The sequence below is a fragment of the Rhodobacterales bacterium HKCCA1288 genome, assembly GCA_015693905.1.
In the GTDB taxonomy this organism is placed as follows: domain Bacteria; phylum Pseudomonadota; class Alphaproteobacteria; order Rhodobacterales; family Rhodobacteraceae; genus M30B80.
In genome coordinates this window covers 1,911,201-1,929,051 of the sequence record CP065161.1, presented here as the reverse complement: position 1 = coordinate 1,929,051, position 17,851 = coordinate 1,911,201, and the positions used below count along the sequence as shown (strand labels likewise).

The 17,851-nt window shown below is 56.0% G+C and carries 17 protein-coding genes; 4 read left to right on the top strand and 13 right to left on the bottom strand.

Translation table 11 applies throughout. The features are described from left to right. Window positions 1–2: 2 nt before the first annotated feature. From I3V23_09450 to idi, 3 genes are read left to right on the top strand one after another with little or no spacing between them, the layout of a single operon-like run. Window positions 3–1,295: a BCD family MFS transporter gene (locus tag I3V23_09450; protein ID QPI84808.1), complete on the top strand. Its 1,293-nt coding sequence runs from the start codon at window positions 3–5 to the stop codon at window positions 1,293–1,295. Window position 1,296: 1 nt separating this feature from the next. Then, entirely contained in the window at window positions 1,297–2,481 is a 1,185-nt protein-coding gene (locus I3V23_09445; protein QPI84807.1) for a geranylgeranyl diphosphate reductase, read from the top strand. 2 nt (window positions 2,482–2,483) lie between these two features. Beyond that, window positions 2,484–3,017, top strand: a complete 534-nt coding sequence (idi, locus tag I3V23_09440) for an isopentenyl-diphosphate Delta-isomerase (GenBank protein QPI84806.1) — start codon at window positions 2,484–2,486, stop codon at window positions 3,015–3,017. Here the strand turns inward: idi and I3V23_09435 are convergent. From I3V23_09435 to I3V23_09375, 13 genes are all read right to left on the bottom strand, one after another. Beyond that, window positions 3,014–4,963: a 1-deoxy-D-xylulose-5-phosphate synthase gene (locus I3V23_09435; protein ID QPI84805.1), complete on the bottom strand. Its 1,950-nt coding sequence runs from the start codon at window positions 4,961–4,963 to the stop codon at window positions 3,014–3,016. The genes idi and I3V23_09435 overlap by 4 nt on opposite strands. Before the next feature lie 165 nt (window positions 4,964–5,128). Beyond that, window positions 5,129–6,229 carry a photosynthetic reaction center cytochrome c subunit gene (locus I3V23_09430; GenBank protein QPI86776.1) on the bottom strand — a complete coding sequence of 367 codons (1,101 nt, stop codon included), beginning with the start codon at window positions 6,227–6,229 and terminating at the stop codon, window positions 5,129–5,131. A gap of 1 nt (window position 6,230) precedes the next feature. After that, window positions 6,231–7,232 (bottom strand): photosynthetic reaction center subunit M, encoded by a 1,002-nt coding sequence (locus I3V23_09425; protein ID QPI84804.1) that lies wholly within the window; start codon window positions 7,230–7,232, stop codon window positions 6,231–6,233. Window positions 7,233–7,235: 3 nt separating this feature from the next. After that, window positions 7,236–8,096: a photosynthetic reaction center subunit L gene (locus tag I3V23_09420; GenBank protein ID QPI84803.1), complete on the bottom strand. Its 861-nt coding sequence runs from the start codon at window positions 8,094–8,096 to the stop codon at window positions 7,236–7,238. Between the two features lie 139 nt (window positions 8,097–8,235). Further along, window positions 8,236–8,391, bottom strand: coding sequence for a light-harvesting protein (locus I3V23_09415; protein ID QPI84802.1), 156 nt, complete (start codon window positions 8,389–8,391; stop codon window positions 8,236–8,238). 10 nt (window positions 8,392–8,401) lie between these two features. Continuing rightward, window positions 8,402–8,554, bottom strand: coding sequence for a light-harvesting protein (locus I3V23_09410; protein QPI84801.1), 153 nt, complete (start codon window positions 8,552–8,554; stop codon window positions 8,402–8,404). A 213-nt stretch (window positions 8,555–8,767) separates the two neighbouring features. Then, window positions 8,768–8,986: a protein pufQ gene (locus tag I3V23_09405; protein ID QPI84800.1), complete on the bottom strand. Its 219-nt coding sequence runs from the start codon at window positions 8,984–8,986 to the stop codon at window positions 8,768–8,770. Continuing rightward, the gene (gene bchZ, locus I3V23_09400) at window positions 8,986–10,464 is read right to left on the bottom strand and encodes a chlorophyllide a reductase subunit Z (protein QPI84799.1); all 1,479 of its coding nucleotides are present in this window, start codon (window positions 10,462–10,464) and stop codon (window positions 8,986–8,988) included. Before bchZ ends, I3V23_09405 begins: the two co-directional genes overlap by 1 nt. Further along, entirely contained in the window at window positions 10,464–12,050 is a 1,587-nt protein-coding gene (gene bchY / locus I3V23_09395; GenBank protein QPI84798.1) for a chlorophyllide a reductase subunit Y, read from the bottom strand. The genes bchZ and bchY overlap by 1 nt, the downstream gene beginning before the upstream one ends. Before the next feature lie 6 nt (window positions 12,051–12,056). Beyond that, window positions 12,057–13,061 (bottom strand): chlorophyllide a reductase iron protein subunit X, encoded by a 1,005-nt coding sequence (locus I3V23_09390; GenBank protein QPI84797.1) that lies wholly within the window; start codon window positions 13,059–13,061, stop codon window positions 12,057–12,059. Beyond that, on the bottom strand, window positions 13,058–13,993 hold the full coding sequence (gene bchC, locus I3V23_09385) for a chlorophyll synthesis pathway protein BchC (GenBank protein ID QPI84796.1): 936 nt from the start codon (window positions 13,991–13,993) through the stop codon (window positions 13,058–13,060). The genes I3V23_09390 and bchC overlap by 4 nt, the downstream gene beginning before the upstream one ends. A 133-nt stretch (window positions 13,994–14,126) precedes the next feature. Then, window positions 14,127–15,278: a methyltransferase domain-containing protein gene (locus I3V23_09380; GenBank protein ID QPI84795.1), complete on the bottom strand. Its 1,152-nt coding sequence runs from the start codon at window positions 15,276–15,278 to the stop codon at window positions 14,127–14,129. Between the two features lie 3 nt (window positions 15,279–15,281). Continuing rightward, window positions 15,282–16,154, bottom strand: a complete 873-nt coding sequence (locus tag I3V23_09375; protein QPI84794.1) for a polyprenyl synthetase family protein — start codon at window positions 16,152–16,154, stop codon at window positions 15,282–15,284. A 144-nt stretch (window positions 16,155–16,298) separates the two neighbouring features. Between I3V23_09375 and crtI the strand changes: the two genes are divergently transcribed. Next, window positions 16,299–17,819 (top strand): phytoene desaturase, encoded by a 1,521-nt coding sequence (gene crtI / locus I3V23_09370; protein ID QPI86774.1) that lies wholly within the window; start codon window positions 16,299–16,301, stop codon window positions 17,817–17,819. Window positions 17,820–17,851 lie beyond the last annotated feature (32 nt).

Here is a 17,851-nt window from a genome sequence, read left to right as displayed (position 1 = left end):
ACATGAGCCTGACATGGGTGCAGATTATTCGACTTGGGTTTATTCAGCTGTGCCTTGGCGCAATTGTGGTTTTAACAACCTCGACCCTAAACCGCCTCATGGTTGTGGAATTGGCCCTGCCTGCGATCCTGCCCGGCCTCTTGGTTGGGTTGCATTACGCCATTCAAATCACTCGACCCCAATGGGGTTATCGCTCGGATACAGGCCGATCGCGCAGCCGTTGGATCATCGGGGGCATGGTGATTTTGGCGAGCGGCGCAGGTTTGGCGGCTTATGCGCTGTCACTTTTTGCAAGCCATTACATGCTCGGCCTATCCGTCTCCATCTTGGCCTATGTGATGATCGGTGTTGGGGTTGGGGCATCTGGCACATCACTATTGGCGCTTTTGGCAACCGCAACCGACCCTGCACGCCGTCCTGCTGCGGCCACCATCACATGGCTTTTGATGATATTCGGCATTGCCGTAACCGCTGGGGTCGCTGGTCAATTCCTCGACCCCTATAGCCATACGCGACTGATGGCTGTGGTCAGCGTGGTGTCATTTGGCGCTGTGGGTCTGACGATTTTGTCCATCTGGGGCATTGAAGCGAAGGTCACCGCCCGCGCCGAAGAACAATCCGCACCCTTTTTGGAGGGCTTGCGTGAAATTTGGGCCGAGCGCAAAGCGCGCCATTTCACGATCTTCGTGTTCCTCAGCATGTCTGCCTATTTCATGCAGGAATTGATCCTAGAACCCTATTCGGGCCTCGTGTTTCACTTCACCCCAGGTCAATCAACCTCCCTCTCTGGCGCACAAAATGGCGGCGTGTTTTTGGGTATGGTCTTAGTGGGCGTTGCGGGAACCGCGCTGCGCCTTGGCAGCCTCCGCCAATGGGTGGTGGGGGGGTGTTTAGGGTCTGCTGCCGCGCTCCTCGTGATTGCATGGCTTGGTCAAATCGGGCCAAGCGCACCACTTTTGCCCGCCGTGGTGGCCATGGGGTTTTTCAACGGCGTTTTCGCTGTTGCGGCCATCGGATCTATGATGGCGCTTGCAGGCGAAGGCCGCACCGCCCGCGAAGGCACGAGAATGGGCCTTTGGGGGGCAGCCCAAGCAATTGCCGCAGGGTTTGGTGGTCTGATCGGCGCCGCCCTTGTTGATCTGGCGCGCCCTGTGATGGGCGATGCCGATGGGTTTGCCGCCGTGTTTTTATTCGAGGCCGCGCTTTATATCGCATCCGCCCTTATGGCGGCACGCGTGATTGCAGGGCCCGCGCAACCAAGACTTTCCACGCCCCTTTCAGTGCCAGGAGAATAAAATGGATTATGATGTTGTTGTCGTAGGGGGTGGCCCATCAGGGGCGACCGCCGCACATGATCTGGCGCTGTCTGGCCATCGTGTTGCTTTGTTGGATCGCGCAGGACGGATCAAGCCCTGCGGCGGCGCAATCCCACCCCGCTTAATCGCTGATTTTGACATTCCAGACACGCAGATCGTTGCAAAGATCACAACGGCGCGGATGATCTCACCAACAGGGCGCAAAGTGGATATTCCGATTGAAAACGGCTTTGTCGGCATGGTGGATCGGGAAAATTTCGATGAATTCCTGCGTGTCCGCGCCGCTGATGCAGGGGCCGAGCGTTTCACAGGCACCTACACAAAGATCGAACGCGATGCACAAGGCACACATGTCATCTATCGCGACAAAGAAACAGGCGACACCCGCCGTTTGACCTGTGCGGTGGTCATTGGGGCGGATGGCGCGCGCTCGAACGTGGCGCGGGACGAGGTCAAGGGCGGTGATCGCATTCCTTACGTCATTGCCTATCACGAAATTGTCGAGGCCCCCGAAGGCGGCACCGATGCTTATGACCCGGATCGTTGTGATGTGGTCTATGACGGACGGATCAGCCCTGACTTCTATGGTTGGGTTTTCCCACATGGGAAATCCGCATCCATTGGTATGGGGTCGATGGATAAAGAGGTTGATTTGAAAAAAGCCACCGCTGATTTGCGCGCGTTTTCACATCTGGCCAATTGCAAAACCATTCGCCGCGAGGGGGCGCCTATTCCCCTCAAACCGCTCGACCGTTGGGACAATGGGCGCGATGTCGTGCTTGCGGGCGATGCAGCAGGTGTGGTTGCCCCCTCTTCGGGCGAAGGAATTTATTATGCCATGGTGGGTGGCCGTGTGGCGGCCACAGCCGCCGCAGCAAAGCTGCAATCAGGCCGTATCAAAGACCTAGATCTGGCGCGGCGGTTGTTCATGCGCGAACATAAGGGCGTGTTCAAAGTTTTGAGCGCGATGCAAAACGCCTATTACCGATCCGATGAGCGGCGCGAGCGCTTTGTCAGCCTGTGTCACGATATTGATGTGCAGCGCCTGACCTTCGAGGCCTATATGAACAAGAAACTGGTCAAAGCGCGGCCTTTGGCGCATATCAAGATCGGTGTTAAAAATCTGGCCCATTTGACGGGTTTAATTTCTGCGACACGTGTGTAGCGATGGATGATGTCATGATCCCCGCATGGATCGGGGATGAGCTAAAACCTGTAGACAAGCTGTTGGCGCATCAGCGCGGATTGCGTCATAAGGCGATTTCCGTCTTTCTGATGCGCGGGACCAAAGTATTGATGCAGCGGCGGGCCTTGTCGAAATACCATACACCTGGACTTTGGACGAACACCTGCTGCACCCACCCACATTGGAACGAAGATGCGCTTAGCTGTGCGCAACGCCGTTTGGGCGAGGAACTAGGCCTACCCATCATTGCGTTGGAAAAACGCGATCGCGTGGAATACCGCGCGGATGTTGGCGGCGGGCTCATCGAGCATGAACTTGTCGATATATTTGTCGGCGCGTTGCCCCCGCAGATTGAGCCAACGCCCAATCCCGATGAGGTGGTCGATATTGCTTGGATGGATCTCGATGGTCTATCCGCGCGCGTCAAAGCAGCGCCGCAGAGCTTTACCCCGTGGCTCAGGATCTATCTTGAGGAACACGCGGCAAAGATTTTTGGCGCTGACGCAAAGGTCTAGCGTTTCAATTTTGCGACTTTGCTGTCTTGCTCAAAATTCGGCGCGGCAATGCCAAGCGCGGCCAAGCCTGCGCGCATAATATCATCAGCCCCCAATCCCGCATCGCGATACATCGCCTTGGGGCTTGCATGTTCAATGAACCGATCAGGCAGATGCATGGTGCGGATAGACACGCCACCATCCAAACGCCCTGTGGCGGCAAGATGATGTAAAACTAAGGCACCAAACCCTAGTGCAGAGCCTTGTTCGACTGTGACAATGGCCTTGTGATTGGCGACCAGATCATTGACCAAATCTGTATCCAGCGGCTTGGCAAATCTTGCATCCGCGATGGTGACAGAGATACCGCGCGCGGCCAAGGCGGCGGCAGCTTCCTGCACTTCGGACAAATGCGCCCCAAGGCTGAGCAAGGCAATATCACTGCCCTCTTGCAGAATACGACCCTTACCGATTTCCAATATCTGCCCGTTTTCAGGCATGGCAACGCCAGTGCCCTCACCGCGCGGATAACGCAGCGCAATTGGCCCATCGTCATAGGCGACAGCGGTCGCGATCATATCGACCAATTCCGCCTCATCCGCACAAGCCATCACCACCATATTGGGCAGGGCCGCGAGGTAATTGATGTCAAACGCGCCTGCATGTGTCGGGCCATCGGCGCCCACCAATCCTGCGCGATCAATCATAAAGCGTACGGGTAAATTTTGCAGCGCCACATCATGCACAATCTGATCATAACCGCGCTGAAGGAAGCTAGAATAAATCGCACAAAATGGCTTGAGGCCACCTGCAGCCAAAGCGGCGGCAAATGTCACCGCATGCTGTTCCGCAATGCCCACATCAAAAATACGGTGTGGCATGGCCTGCTGCATCACGTTCAGACCCGTGCCGCCTGGCATGGCGGCTGTGACACCCACAACTTTTGGGTCATTTTGCGCCTCAGCCAAAAGACGTTTGCCAAACACGCCCGTGTAACTGGGCGCATTCGCAGTAGCCTTTTGTTGAACACCGGTTTTCGGATCAAACTTCGCCACACCATGATAACAATCATCCGCCATTTCGGCAGGCGCATATCCTTTGCCCTTTACTGTCACCGCGTGGATCAAAACAGGGCCTGTTGCATGGGTTTTCGCATGACGCAGCGTCTCAAGGAGCGCGTCCATATCATGACCATCAATCGGGCCGATATAGTCAAAACCTAGATGCTCAAACAGGTTTTCCCCATGCGGCAAGTCGCCAATTTGCGCTTTTACCAACTCCCGCGCGCGGGTCGCGCCCGCACGAAATGGCTCGGGCAAGAGGGGCACCATACCATCGGCAATATCCTTTAATGCCGAAAGCGGCGAATGTTTCGCCAAATCTTGCAGATAGCGGGACATCGCCCCAACAGGGGGCGCAATGCTCATATCATTGTCATTCAAGATCACGAACAAGCGCCGCCCTAAATCGCCCGCGTTGTTCATGGCTTCATAGGCCATGCCTGCGGAGATCGAACCATCCCCGATAACGGCAATAGCATCACCAGTGGCCTCACCCAATTCACGCGCCATGGCAAAGCCCAGCGCCGCCGAAATTGAGGTTGAACTGTGCGCCGCACCAAACGGGTCAAAAGCCGATTCACTGCGTTTTGTAAAACCTGACAAACCGCCCTCTTGACGCAAGGTGCGGATGCGATCACGCCGACCTGTCAGGATTTTATGCGGATAACATTGATGCCCGACATCCCAGATCAGCTTATCATAGGGGGTGTTGAACACGGCATGGATTGCCACGGTCATCTCTACGACACCAAGGCTTGATCCCAGATGGCCGCCCGTTTCCGATACAGCGGAGATCGTTTCGGCTCGCAACTCATCCGCGAGGCGGGCCAATTCGTCATCACTCATGCGGCGCAAATCTGCGGGGCTTTGAATACGATTAAGAAGCTCGGTCGTTGGTCGTGTCATCTTTCCAGCCCTCCCAAGCCAGAAAAAACCACGGGTGGGGAAACCCCAAACCCGTGGCAAGGCGCACCTACGAAGGGACGATAGGTGAGTTCTGATGGTCTGATCTGTTCTGCGATATAGGGTCTATACCGCAGAACAGGGTCTTATTTTGGCCGCAGCCAAACATCACTGAAAGGCCGAATAGTCAGGCTCGCCCGATGTTGTGGCAAGCTCGGGCCAATTCGCGATCACGTTCAAGCCACGCAATGGACGCTGCTGCCCTTGGTGACAGGTGCGACAGGCCAATTTCGGCACGTCACCATGCACAGGCCCTAGTCGTTCTGCTGGCAGAACATCGGCCAATGGCAGGATGTAGAGGTCAAGCGCCTCTTGCACCATCTGAATGCCAAGCGTTGCGGTCGCCCATTGTGGGGTGACCTGTGCCGCATCGTAGAAAGCCCGCGTGTTGTGACAGAAGGTGCAATTCACGCCCAAAGAATTCGCAATGTAATTCATGAAGGCATAAGTGCGTTCTGCATGTTGGATCAGCGGATCCCCCTCAATCTGCTGCACGCGCGAAGCCAGATCATGCACACCGATGCGGTTATACTGACCGTCTTCGTTCAAGAGCAGATAGGTTTCCAGATAATCCGAGGGCAAGGATGTCGAGTTTGACACAATCGTCACACGGTTCTGGTTTGCCGACCAACCGCCTGCGTTTTCATTCACAGGCGACACTTCGAACCAGATATTATTTGGCACGGGCTGACCACGGTGGCAGGTGTAACAGGTGACACCCACTTCCGCATTGGCGTTAACGTGCCCGCCCCAGAATTCGTTAATATTCTGGGTCATCTCGATCATATTCCGCGCCACCACGGTTTGGTAGTTTTCCTCGCCTGCAAAGAGGTCGGGGATACCTGTCCAAATACGCATTGCCTCGACCAATCGGTCATAGTTCTCAGGTGTCAAATAACCCAAGGTTGGCTCTGCATCGGCACGCACGATACGGATCGGGCGCGCATTGGCTTCGGGAACAATTGGCTCGGTGGTGTAGAAATTATCCGCGTCAGGATAAGAGGCCGCCAAGTCAGCTTGGAATTCAGGCACACCCATCCCTGTCCCGCGCGGGCCAGTTTGCAGCGTGTCTGTTTTGAACGGCTGACCGATGGTGACCAATGCAGCTGCGGCAAAGACCGCGGCACCCACCACCCCGACCAAAATGGCAGGGCCATAAATATTGGTCGGGTTTTTCGAGTTCCATTCATTGAACCATTTGGGGAACATCTCAGTTTCCTCCCGTGGTTTGGCCAAGGAAGCCTTCATAGCTGCCATAGGCCTCGTAGCCATAGGGTGCGAGGTATTCTGGTGCAAAGTTATGCTCTTGCGCCCAGATGAACCAATTATCCACCACGGTTCCTGTCAAAAGGATGCCGATGCCACCTGTGATCGGGGTCAAAACCGCGAACCACCAAGCCCAACGGTGAATCCCCTCCATTGTGGCGTTAAAGCCCATCGTCCAGCGCCAGAACAAGGCTGCGCGTTCAGATGCCGTGCCACGATCATAGATCTGTTCCAATTCGCGGTCGCCGCCAAAGCGCGATACCGCCAGAATGGTCGCGCCATGCATCGCAAAGAGCAGAACCGAACCATAAAGGAACACAATCGAAAGTGCGTGGAACGGGTTATAGTAGAGGTTCCCGTAACGGATGGAGAAGGCTGTCGTCCAATCAAGGTGTGGGAAAATGCCGTAAGGCACTGCCTCACTCCACTGGCCCATCAAGACAGGGCGGAACAAACCCAACACAAGGAACAACCAAATCGCTGCCAAAAAGGCCCAAGCGATATGTTTGCCCATCTTATGCTGTTCAGCCAAAAGATAGGTGCGCAACCACCAAGACATCACCGAAACAAGCAGAAAGAAGCTTGCGATGATATACCAGCCGCCTTCGTTCAGCGGTGGAATGCTTAGACCATATTCAGGCCCAGGAGGTTCAAGCGCCAACCAGAACAGTTGACGAATAAACTCGGGGATCGACCAACCCACTTGGGACAGCATGTTGAGGCCAACGATGTTGAACCACAGCAAACCTGTCGCCAAGCTGATCGTGCCTGCCCAACCCAAGTAGACGGGGCCAAGCTGCGCGTTGCCAATCAAACCTGCGAGGGTCGAGAAGGAGGCCGACTTCGTGCGCTCGGCCGCCAAGTTGTTTTCATTGTCCATCCCCATCTCGGGATGACCCTGCACCTGCACCTGCGTGAAGATGTTTTGATATTCGAAATAGGCCATGGTTTACATCCCTCCCGAAACCGCGTGGATCGGGCTTGGATCTGGCCAGATCGGCAGTGTTAGCCACCAATTCCACCATTCAGGCCAACCGCTTGTCCAAACGGGGCCAGAGATCACGATACCAACCGCGCTCCAGAAACCAGCATTCAAAGCCAGCAACAGACCTAGGCGGTGGATGCCCAAAGTGCCGATGGAATAGCCGATGAAATCACGGAAGAACGTGTCTTCGTGATCAGGGCTTTTCGCTTCCTCACCTTTTTCAGGGTTCGCCGCGGATAGGATCAAACCACCATGCAGCGCCAAGGCAAGGGTCGTGGTGAAGAAGAAGGTCACCGCGATCATATGGGCTGGGTTATAGTGGAAATGCAGATAGGAATACCCAACGTTGGATACCCAATCGAGGTGGCTAAAGATGCCATAGGGGAAGCCATGTCCCCATGCGCCAAGCAACAAGGGGCGCACAACAACCAATGTCACATAAGCCAAAATCGCGAAGCTAAAGGCAAATGGAACATGATAGCCCATGCCAAGCTTTCGGCTGATTTCAACTTCTCTTAAGGCCCAAGATACAAAGGCGCCAACGGCACAAATCGTGATGATTTGCCAAAGGCCGCCTTCAAGCAGCGGGGCCATGCCCAACCCGTATGAGAGGTCAGGTGGGGCAATATTGATCGTCCAAGGGTTGAACGTGCCTTGCATGGCCGCCCCCCAGAAGATCAGGATGGTTCCAAGGGCAGCGAAGAAGATCGTGGTCACCCCAAAGAAGCCCACATAGAAAGGGCCAACCCAGAAGTCGAACAGATCGCCGCCAATCAGCGTCCCTCCGCGGACGCGATATTTTCTTTCGAAGCTTAGCAAAGCCATGCGTCTGTCTCCGCGTTTGGCGGCTTTGGATCATCTCCACTTAGCCGTCCGTTATTGGTCGGTTAGCTGCGGGCGGGCAGCCCGCCCGCAGCGATGTCATAAGGCATATCAGGCGCGCCGCAGGCGGCGGGCCTAACTCTTACATGCCTGCTGCAGCTGCAGTCTCAAACCAGTTGAGACCCGAGCTCAGAACCACCAAGTGGATCATTGCAGCGAGCAAGAAGAGAAAGACGCCCTGGGCCACGAAGACGCGGCGCGGGTCGAAGATCAGCCAGATTTTGTAAAATTTGGACATGTCTTTCTCCTCAGCCGAACCACGGGCGCCAGATATACGTGGCGATATGAGCAAGCAGGGCGATGCCTGCGAACAGCCAAAGGCCGCTCATATACACCGAGTGGAGCTCTTGCGCCTGCTCGTCGGTCAGACCTGTAAAGGACAGATCGGTGTTACCAGCCATGAACTTTCCTCCGGAACGTTTGACTAGTGCCGCACACCCTGCGGCCGGGCCCCGACAAAACCTCATTGTCTTGTCGGCATTCCACCCACGCGGGTAGTCACCCCGCATTGGCGAACTTGTGTCGGCTCCGGTCGTCACGCCGAGAATGTTATCGTCTCACCTATGCGCCTCGACCGGGTCTAATCAGTCTCGAACGGCGGCTGAGTGAGAGGATCAGGCCGAAAAAATCATCGGCGTGATAATCCGCGCTTGGCTCCAAGCGCGCTTTACGGGGCCTTTTTCCGTCAAGCTTCCTGTGCGCAGCGCAGCCAAGCCCCAAGTGAGCGTGGCAAGCGGCAAGGTCGCGAGAAAAATGATCCCGAAGTAAATCATGAACTCCGTTTTGGGCGGCTTTGACCGCGCAATCTGGGTGTTGGAGCTAATATCTGTCATTATACGCCTCCCTCGTTCAGCGTCTCAAAACGGCGGGGCGCGAGTTGCGCCACCGTTTCTTTCACGACCCGCTCAGCCCCGCTTTCAAGCGCGGCTTTTTCTGCGGCATCGCGTAAAGTTTTGGCTGCCGAAATCCGTGTCAAAACGGGGTGTTCGGCAACAATTTTGTCGAGCAACGCCTGCGCATCAGCGTCCCATGGGAAATCGCGGCGCAATGTTGTCGGGGTTGCTTTGGCGCTGTCCATCTCGCTGCCAAGCGGAAGAATATGGAACAGGGCATCAAACAGACTGTTGCAGATTTCCTGCAAAAGATAAGTGGCACCTGCATATCCCATGAAGGGCGTGCCCGTGGCGCGGCGGATCGCAGCGCCAGGGAAACTTGCAGGGATGAAAGACGGGCGAGGGCCATGGCCCGCGCTCATTTCCGCGAGATACATCTTCTCGTTGATGGATCCCATCAAGACCAAGGGACGCTTTGCAGAAATCAGGCTGCGCACTTCGTCATTGTTGGTTTTTTTGCCTGCTGTGCGTGCCACCGCAAAGGCACAGGGCAACCCAAGATCACTTTCAAGGAAATGCCGAATGCCGCGGGTATAGGTTTCATTCGCCACGATGCCAAAATTGGCCGTTGCAAAGAAATCTTGCGTGACCGACCGCCACAGATCCCAAACAGGCTTGAGGGTCGAATGCTTTTCGCGGGTGATAAAAGGCTCGGGATCTAGGCCCAACATCTCGCCCAATTGGCGCAGGAATTTCGTGGTCGACTCAACCCCAATGGGCGCTTGCAAATAGGGCTTGCCCAATACCTCGGCCAAACCGCGCCCAAATTCGCGATACATCACGATATTGGCATCCGCGTTAACCAAGTTGCGCATTTCGGCCAAATGGCTGCCCAATGGCATGACCATATTCACTTCGGCCCCGATGCCTTCCACAAGGCGGCGAATTTCGTGCAGATCAGAGGCCGTATTAAAGGTGCCATACATCGGCCCAAGAATATTGACCCGCGGCGCAGACCCTTCGTCACGCTGTTTCTCGGGCGGCATACGCCCCTTGGTCATGCCAAATTCCGTGAAAATCCACGTCATGGCACGATCTGCGGCCTCCCATTGATCCTCATCAATGGTGCGCGGCAAAAAGCGTTGAATATTGGTGCCTTGGGGTGTGACCCCCCCGCCAATCATCTCGGCAATCGAGCCCGTGACAACAACGGCAGGAAGCGCGGGGTCTAGCGTGCCCCAAGCGCGTTTCATCGCGCCCTCAGTGCCATCACGGCCCAATTCTTCCTCGCCAAGACCCGTGGTCACAATCGGCAATTCATGGGGTGGCAACCCATCAGTGTAATGCAGAACCGATGTGACGGGCAGGTTTTCACAACCCACTGGGCCATCGATGATCACCTGCAATCCTTTGACAGCGGTAAAGGCGTAAACCGCCCCCCAATATCCGCCCGCGCGATCATGATCTTGGATCAACATCAGATCATCTCCTGCGCTTTGGCGGCACGGGCCGCTTTGTCGAGTTTTTTCTGATGCGTGGCGCGAAAATCAGGCCGCTCATTTGGGCTGCCTTCCCAAATGCCTGCTGTATCCGCGTGACCAACACCTTCAAAGAAGGCGCGCATATGATCCATGCGGTCTTTGTTTGACATGGCCGCGTTGACCACCTGCGCCAAAGACCCTGCACCCGCTGGCCCCATCAAAGGACGCGCGGAAATCAAATTGGTGAAATACAGGCTTGGGATGCCAAGCTCTTTGCCCTTCTGCACAACAGGGGTCGTGCCGATGGCAAGATCAGGCTTGATGGCTTCCATCGCGGCGCAGTCATCTTCAAGACTTGCGCGGAATTTAACCTTAACGCCCTTAGCTGTTAGCCAGTCCAAATCAGGCTCTGACCAAGGTGTTTTCGGGCAGGCCGTGCCAACATAGGGCACATCGGCCCCACTCTCGATCAACAGGCGCGCGACCAAAAGCTCTGACCCCTCATAGCCCGACAAGGTGATCGTTCCGTTGATCTTTTGGGCGGCAAGCGCACCCTTGATCGCGGGCAAAAAGGCGTTTTGCGCAGCAGCAATCTGATCCGCTGCAACACCATAAGCCGCACCAATCGCAGACAGCCATGCGGCTGTGCCGTCATATCCAACGGGGGCGCTGCCAATAATCGTGCGGCCTGCGGCCTGAAATTCTCGGATGGCGGATGTATAAAACGGGTGGATTGCTGCCACCACTTCGCTATCCAAGGCAGAATAGAGCTCGCGCCACTCACGGCAGGGAACGACCGGACCTGCCGCCAGACCGAGCGGCGCGAGCATCCCACCAATCCCAATGGGATCGGCTGGGAACATCTCGCCCAACAGGGTCACTGTCGGGCGATCTGATTTGCCCGAAACAGGGGCTTGGACGGGGCCAGCCTCCACCTCTTTACGGGCATAATTCAACATAGCGCCTGCAAGCACATCTTTGGCTTCGGCATGGGTGGGAATTCCAAATCCTGGCACATCAATGCCCACGATCCGAACACCGTTAATCTCCTGCGGCAGGAGACGCAGCGGAACACCAGAGGCGGTCGGAACGCAAAGATTGGTCACCACAATCGCATCATAGCGCGCGGGATCTGCCATCTCGTGAACGGCATCCCGAATATCCTCAAAGAGCTTGCCCGTAACCAAACTTTCCGAGTTGAAAGGCACATAGCCGACTGAACGGCGCGCGCCATAAAAATGGCTGACAAAGCTGAGGCCATAGACACAGCAGGCCGAGCCAGACAAAACCGATGCCACGCGGCGCATCCGCAACCCTACGCGCAAACTGCCAAAGGCAGGGCACATGCTTTGGGGTTTGTCATGCGGCCCCTGCGGGTAATCGCGGGCATATTGATCAAGGATTTCGGATTTCCCCGCCATGCGCGCGGCAGCTTCCATTTCGGCCGCCCCTGCGTGGCAACCCATACCCTGCCCCAATTCGGGGGGGGTCTGCCCATCCGAAGCGGCAGATGCATCAGCGCGATCTTGGCCGAGGATTACCTCGGCCTCATCGGCGGCATCATATCTCACTTCTTCGGACATTCTTCCTCAGACCTCGTCATAAATTACTTCAAGCGACTTTTTCGGCGCGGCGTTCTTGCCGCGCATATCGGCTTCGGTTGCGGGCTCTAGGACAATGCCCGCACCTGTATCCTTGCCATCGAAAAGACCGATCAATTCATCTTGGCTCAGTGCCGTTGGTCGCAACGGCGGCGCTTCGCCGACATTTTCACCCAAAGCCGCAAAAAGCGCGCCCCATTGGCTTTGGTGCGTCCCAACGATTTGGTAATTCGCAGATTTCTTGCGCAGATCATCATCCGCAGGGATCGAGGCCAAAACGGGAATATTCACCGCATCGGCAAAGGCCTGAGCCTCGCCCGTGCCGTCATCTTTGTTGATGACCAAACCCGCGACACCCACATTGCCGCCCATTTTGCGGAAATATTCCACTGCCGAGCAAACATTGTTCGCCACATACAGAGATTGCAGATCATTTGATCCAACCAGAATCACCTTCTGCGCCATGTCACGGGCAATCGGCAGGCCAAACCCGCCGCAAACCACATCGCCCAAGAAGTCGAGCAGGACATAGTCAAAATCCCAGTCATGGAAGCCTAGCTTCTCAAGCAGCTCAAAGCCGTGGATGATCCCACGCCCACCACAGCCGCGGCCAACTTCTGGCCCGCCAAGCTCCATCGCGTAGACACCGCCACGCTTGAAGCAGACATCCCCGATTTTCACCTCCTCGCCCGCCAATTTCTTTTTGGTCGAGGTTTCAATGATCGTTGGGCAGGCTTTGCCGCCAAAAAGTAGGCTGGTCGTATCGGATTTCGGATCACAACCAATCAAGAGAACCCGCTTTCCTTGCTCGGCCATGATATGGCTGAGATTGGCAAGGGTGAAACTTTTACCGATGCCGCCTTTCCCGTAAATCGCAATGATCTGCGTTTTCTTGGTGGGTTCGCCCTGAGGCACTTCGAGGGTCGGCTCTTGCTGCGCCTCATCGCGCAGGCGGGCATCGAAATCCTTGAGATTGGGAACATCGAGGGTCATTCTGGCTTCTCCCAATTCAAAATCATTTTCAGGCAAGCGGCATCCTCAAAGGCTTGAGGATAGGCGAGGCTTGCCTCTGCAGCGGGCAGTTGATGCGTGATCAAACCACCAAGGCTGAGCTGTCCCGCTTCGATCAAATCGCGGGTAGCGACCAAGTCGGCGCGCGTCCATTCCGCCGCGATCCGCAGCCGCGCCTCACGCATGAAGGCAGGCGGAAAGGCGAATTCGACAGATTCGGGATAGAAACCTGCCAAGACGACTTCACCGCCCTTGGTCAGGCGCCCGATCATTTCATCCAACAACGCCGCCACGCCCGAAGCATCGTAGATGCAGCGATAATCACGGCGTGTATCATCGGTGGAATTGGTAACAAGATATCCCTCTGCGCCTGTAACACGGGCAGGATTAACCTCCCATACAGTCGGGGCGGGGCCGCCCAGCGCCAAAGTAAGACGCGCCAAGAGACGACCAAATACGCCATGACCCACGATCAGATCAGGCAACTCATGGCCCGCGAGCGCATGATAGGCAGTGGCAGCCAAAGCCAAAAGCGCACCTTCAGGGCCGCTTGCACGATCAATGCGCACGGCGCGCTCTGGCGCTGTAACCAACATGGAAGACGCGCCGCCAAACAAGCCACGCACATCGCCGTAGCAATTCGCGCCCGGCACAAAAACATGATCACCAACCGAAAATTCGCAATTTTTCGGTGTTGAAACGACCTCACCAGCGGCTTCATAGCCGGGGATCAGGGGATAACCCATGCCTGGGAAGGGCGGCATGCGGCCAGACCAGAACAGTTTTTCGGTTCCCGTGGAAATGCCAGAGTGACACACGCGCACAACCATATCCTCAAGCGAAGGCGCCACGAGGCTAACCTGTCCGAGCCCTATTTTCTTTGGCCCTTCGAGTATGACGGCGGTCGCGTGCACGGTCGCACTTCCCCTTGGTTTTCGGATCAAATCACGCCTCAAGACGCAATGAGATTCCACTGTGAGTCATGTGTCAGTTTAATATTACAGCACTGTATGTCAATTAAAATGGACAGTTTATACAAAAAGATTGTCAGCTTTTGTTGACAGTCTTTTCAGCTGTAACGATCCGCGTCACAAATGGACGCCCCGTTTTGACGGGCGAAACCCGCGCAAACCCTGCTTTCGACAATAATTCGCCAATTTGGGCAGCACTGCGGACTGTGCCTGTGCCCATCGCCATACAATAAAGCGCAAAATACGCATCCGCGCTGCGATCTGGCGTTTGCCCGCCTGACATCGGCTCGGCAATGACGATCTTACCGCCTTCGGGCAAAGCGGCGTGAACCGATTTCAACAATCGAAGGACGGTTTCATCTTCGTGATCGTAAAGAACGCGGATAAGGGTGATGAGATCAGGCCCAATTGGCAAAGGATCATCGCGGAAACTGCCCGAGACAATCGTGGCCCGCGCGGCAATGCCTGCGCGCTCAAACCGATCTTGTGCCAGTGCCGCCACCTGCGGCAAATCAAAAAGGGTCACTTGAACATCTGGATGGGCCCTGGCACAGGCCGCCAAGAACACACCCGTGCCACCCCCGATATCCATGACATGCTGCGCCTTCGCAAAGGACAGGCTTGCGAGGATTTCGTCACTTACAAGATTTTGCGTCTCAGACATCAAATGCGAATAGCGCTCTGCCGTAGCAGGATCTTCCGCCGCGGCGGCCCCAAAAACATAGGGCCAAAACCGTGCAAGGTCTGGGTCTGTTTCTCCCCGAAAAAACCCTTCGGCAGGGCCCAAATCGCGATATAGAATATCATGGTGCAAGATCATATCGCGCAGACCACCCACGCCATTGATCGCGGCCCCTAACCGCGCCAAGGCATAGCGCCCATCCCGCAAGCGGGTCAAAAGCCCAAGACTGGCTGCGGCCTGACATAAGACAGAAATCCGTCTTTCGGGCGCATCAATTTTTGCGGCTAATTCGGCAGGATAAGCAGGGCGGGCGCGCAAGTGGTGTGGCAGATCAAGCGCAACAAAGGCCTGCAAAATCTGGCTATAGGTAAAGCCTGCCACCAAATCAAAAAGCCGCTCGCCATCCCGTTTTGCAGCCGCACGCGTAAAGAGGGAACGCGCGGCCCATGATTGAAATGCAGCCGAACCCACCAAATCCAAATAGCGCGCGCGCCATTTATCCCAAAATCTTGGGCGCGGTTCGTCACTTGGGGAGATAGCGGCCATATCTCATTCGGCCGCGTGATGTGCGGGCAAAACAGGCGTAAGCCGCTCTGCATATACGCGCACCATGTCACACAGCGCCGCTTCACCCGCACAAGACGGAATCGAGGCAATCGCGCCAGATAAAATATCCTCCAACCGCGAAACGGCGCCGCGCACACCCAGTTGTGAAACAGCATTAGGTCGCCCGTTAAGATCGTCCTGACCCACAGGCTTACCCAAGGTTTTTTCATCGTAAAGCGCGTCACGCAGATCATCGGCAACTTGGAACGCCTCACCAATCCGAGCGCCCAGTTCTGTCCAAGGCTCGGGATCTTCCCCCGCAGCAGCGGCACCCATTTTGGTGGCGGCGACAAACAGCGCGCCTGTTTTCGACCGATGATAGGCGGACAGGTCTATCTTATCTTCACTTTCCCAGCCTTGGCCTGCGCAAATTCCATTGGGCATGCCTGTGGCTTGGCTGAGGATTTTGATCATCTCAACTGCGCGCTGCGGATCATCCACCGCGGCACGGGCCAAGACCTCAAAGGCCAAAACAATCAGCGTATCACCTGCGAGAACCGCAATGGGTTGCGAATAAGCGATATGCACCGTGGGCTTTCCGCGCCGCAAATCCGCATTGTCAAAACAAGGTAGGTCATCATGAACGAGGCTGGCGCAATGGATAAGCTCAATCGCCGCGCAAGCAGCGTTTGAAAGATTCGGCTTATCATCCCCGCAGGCCTTCGCCACAGAAAGGGAGATGGTCGGCCTGATCCGCGCGCCGCCCGGATTGACGGCATGATCCAAGGCTTGCGCCAATTTGCGTGGCGCAGGCTCTTTCATGGCTAAAGAGAGGGCAGCAGAGATCGCTGATTCTATGCGGGCGGACAGGGACATGGTCACTCAGCCTTCATCGAGGTTTGCGCAGAGGATCCCACGCATATGTAAATTAGACTGGACAGTTTGCGGGAATATGTCAACAATATCTGACATATTCTCGAAAGTGGCCCAAATGAAAGACGCAACACTGTGACCCGACCTATTGCACCTGTCAGGCCCCGCGCCGTGGTGATCGGTGCAGGTATGGGCGGTCTTTCAACCGCGCTGCGCCTCGCGCATGCGGGATGTCAGGTTACAGTCTTTGACGCGATGCACCATGTCGGCGGCAAAATGCGGCAAGTGCAATCCGCTGCGGGGCCGATTGATGCGGGGCCAACAGTGGTGACGATGCGCCATGTGTTTGACGAGCTGTTTCAAACACTAGGTTTGAGGCTTGCGGATCATGTGACGCTAACACAGGATGACATCCTCGCCCGCCATTTCTGGCCAGATGGCAGCGAGTTAGATTTTCGTGCTAATCTCGAAGAAACGCTTACAACCATTGATCGCTTTTCAGGTTCCAAGGCGCGCGGCGAGTTTCTCAAATTCCACCAAGATACGGCCGCGCTATTTTCAGCATTCGAGGGGCCAATGATGCTGCGCGCTCATCCGCGACAAACGGATTTGACGCTCACGGTTTTGAAATCACCCCATCTGCTGCGCGCAATGGCCCCGCACCAAACTTTGGCGCAGGCGGTCTTTAAGCGGTTCAGCGATCCCCGTTTGGCACAAGTTTTTGCGCGTTATTCCACCTATGTTGGCGGCAACCCTTATCTTAGCCCCGCGCTGCTTTCGCTGATTTGGCAATCTGAGGCAGGAGGCGTGTGGCGGGTCAAAGGCGGTGTGCATCAACTAGCCCGCGCGATGCAAAATATCGGGCAATCCATGGGTGTCGAGTTTCAGCTTGGGCAGTCCATCGAGGCCATTACAAAAGATGCGGATCATGTCACTGGCGTCACCCTTTCAGGTGGTCGGCATGTGGCGGCAGATATTGTGGTGTTTAACGGTGACCCACGCGCGATTCATATTGGGCTGCTGGGCCAAGACCACGCACCCTGTGTAACGCGCGCGCAGGTCGAACCGCGCAGCCTATCTGCCTATGTTTGGAGTTTCGCCTCCCGCGCTTGGGGCAAGACCCTTGCCCATCACAACGTATTTTTTGGTGATAACCAACGCAGCGAATTTGACCCTATCGAAAATGGTGCGCTGCCGCGTGATCCAACTCTTTATATCTGCGCTCAGGATGCTGGGCTCGAGTCCAACACTGACACGGCGCTGCAGAGATTTGAAATTATCATGAACGGCGCGCCAACCGAGGCCCCAACAGAAAGGGAGGTGGCCGCATGTCGTCATCTGACATTCCAAACATTAGCGGATCGCGGGTTGGTCTTTCCCGACCCGATTCCCGACAGCGCATTGATGACACCACAGGATTTCGCAACGATGTTTCCCGCCTCGCGCGGATCCCTTTACGGGCTGAGCCCACATGGAATGACGGCAGCATTGAAACGGCCACGGGCGCGGACGTCTCTCAAGGGTCTATACTTGGCGGGGGGCGGCACCCATCCGGGGGCGGGAATTCCGATGGCCTGCCTCTCAGGACGGCACGCGGCCGAGGCGATCTTGACGGACCATGCTTTAACCTTGCCGTCCCGCCCAACGGCTATGCGTGGTGGTACATAGACGGCATAAGCGATGACGGAACAAAGGCTATT

Excerpts from the sequence above, each read along its gene's own strand:
- I3V23_09450 (QPI84808.1), top strand. The coding sequence starts at position 3 with ATGAGCCTGACATGGGTGCAGATTATTCGACTTGGGTTTATTCAGCTG.
- I3V23_09445 (QPI84807.1), top strand. The coding sequence starts at position 1,297 with ATGGATTATGATGTTGTTGTCGTAGGGGGTGGCCCATCAGGGGCGACC.
- idi (QPI84806.1), top strand. The coding sequence starts at position 2,484 with ATGGATGATGTCATGATCCCCGCATGGATCGGGGATGAGCTAAAACCT.
- I3V23_09435 (QPI84805.1), bottom strand. The coding sequence starts at position 4,963 with ATGACACGACCAACGACCGAGCTTCTTAATCGTATTCAAAGCCCCGCA.
- I3V23_09430 (QPI86776.1), bottom strand. The coding sequence starts at position 6,229 with ATGTTCCCCAAATGGTTCAATGAATGGAACTCGAAAAACCCGACCAAT.
- I3V23_09425 (QPI84804.1), bottom strand. The coding sequence starts at position 7,232 with ATGGCCTATTTCGAATATCAAAACATCTTCACGCAGGTGCAGGTGCAG.
- I3V23_09420 (QPI84803.1), bottom strand. The coding sequence starts at position 8,096 with ATGGCTTTGCTAAGCTTCGAAAGAAAATATCGCGTCCGCGGAGGGACG.
- I3V23_09415 (QPI84802.1), bottom strand. The coding sequence starts at position 8,391 with ATGTCCAAATTTTACAAAATCTGGCTGATCTTCGACCCGCGCCGCGTC.
- I3V23_09410 (QPI84801.1), bottom strand. The coding sequence starts at position 8,554 with ATGGCTGGTAACACCGATCTGTCCTTTACAGGTCTGACCGACGAGCAG.
- I3V23_09405 (QPI84800.1), bottom strand. The coding sequence starts at position 8,986 with ATGACAGATATTAGCTCCAACACCCAGATTGCGCGGTCAAAGCCGCCC.
- bchZ (QPI84799.1), bottom strand. The coding sequence starts at position 10,464 with ATGTTGATCCAAGATCATGATCGCGCGGGCGGATATTGGGGGGCGGTT.
- bchY (QPI84798.1), bottom strand. The coding sequence starts at position 12,050 with ATGTCCGAAGAAGTGAGATATGATGCCGCCGATGAGGCCGAGGTAATC.
- I3V23_09390 (QPI84797.1), bottom strand. The coding sequence starts at position 13,061 with ATGACCCTCGATGTTCCCAATCTCAAGGATTTCGATGCCCGCCTGCGC.
- I3V23_09380 (QPI84795.1), bottom strand. The coding sequence starts at position 15,278 with ATGGCCGCTATCTCCCCAAGTGACGAACCGCGCCCAAGATTTTGGGAT.
- I3V23_09375 (QPI84794.1), bottom strand. The coding sequence starts at position 16,154 with ATGTCCCTGTCCGCCCGCATAGAATCAGCGATCTCTGCTGCCCTCTCT.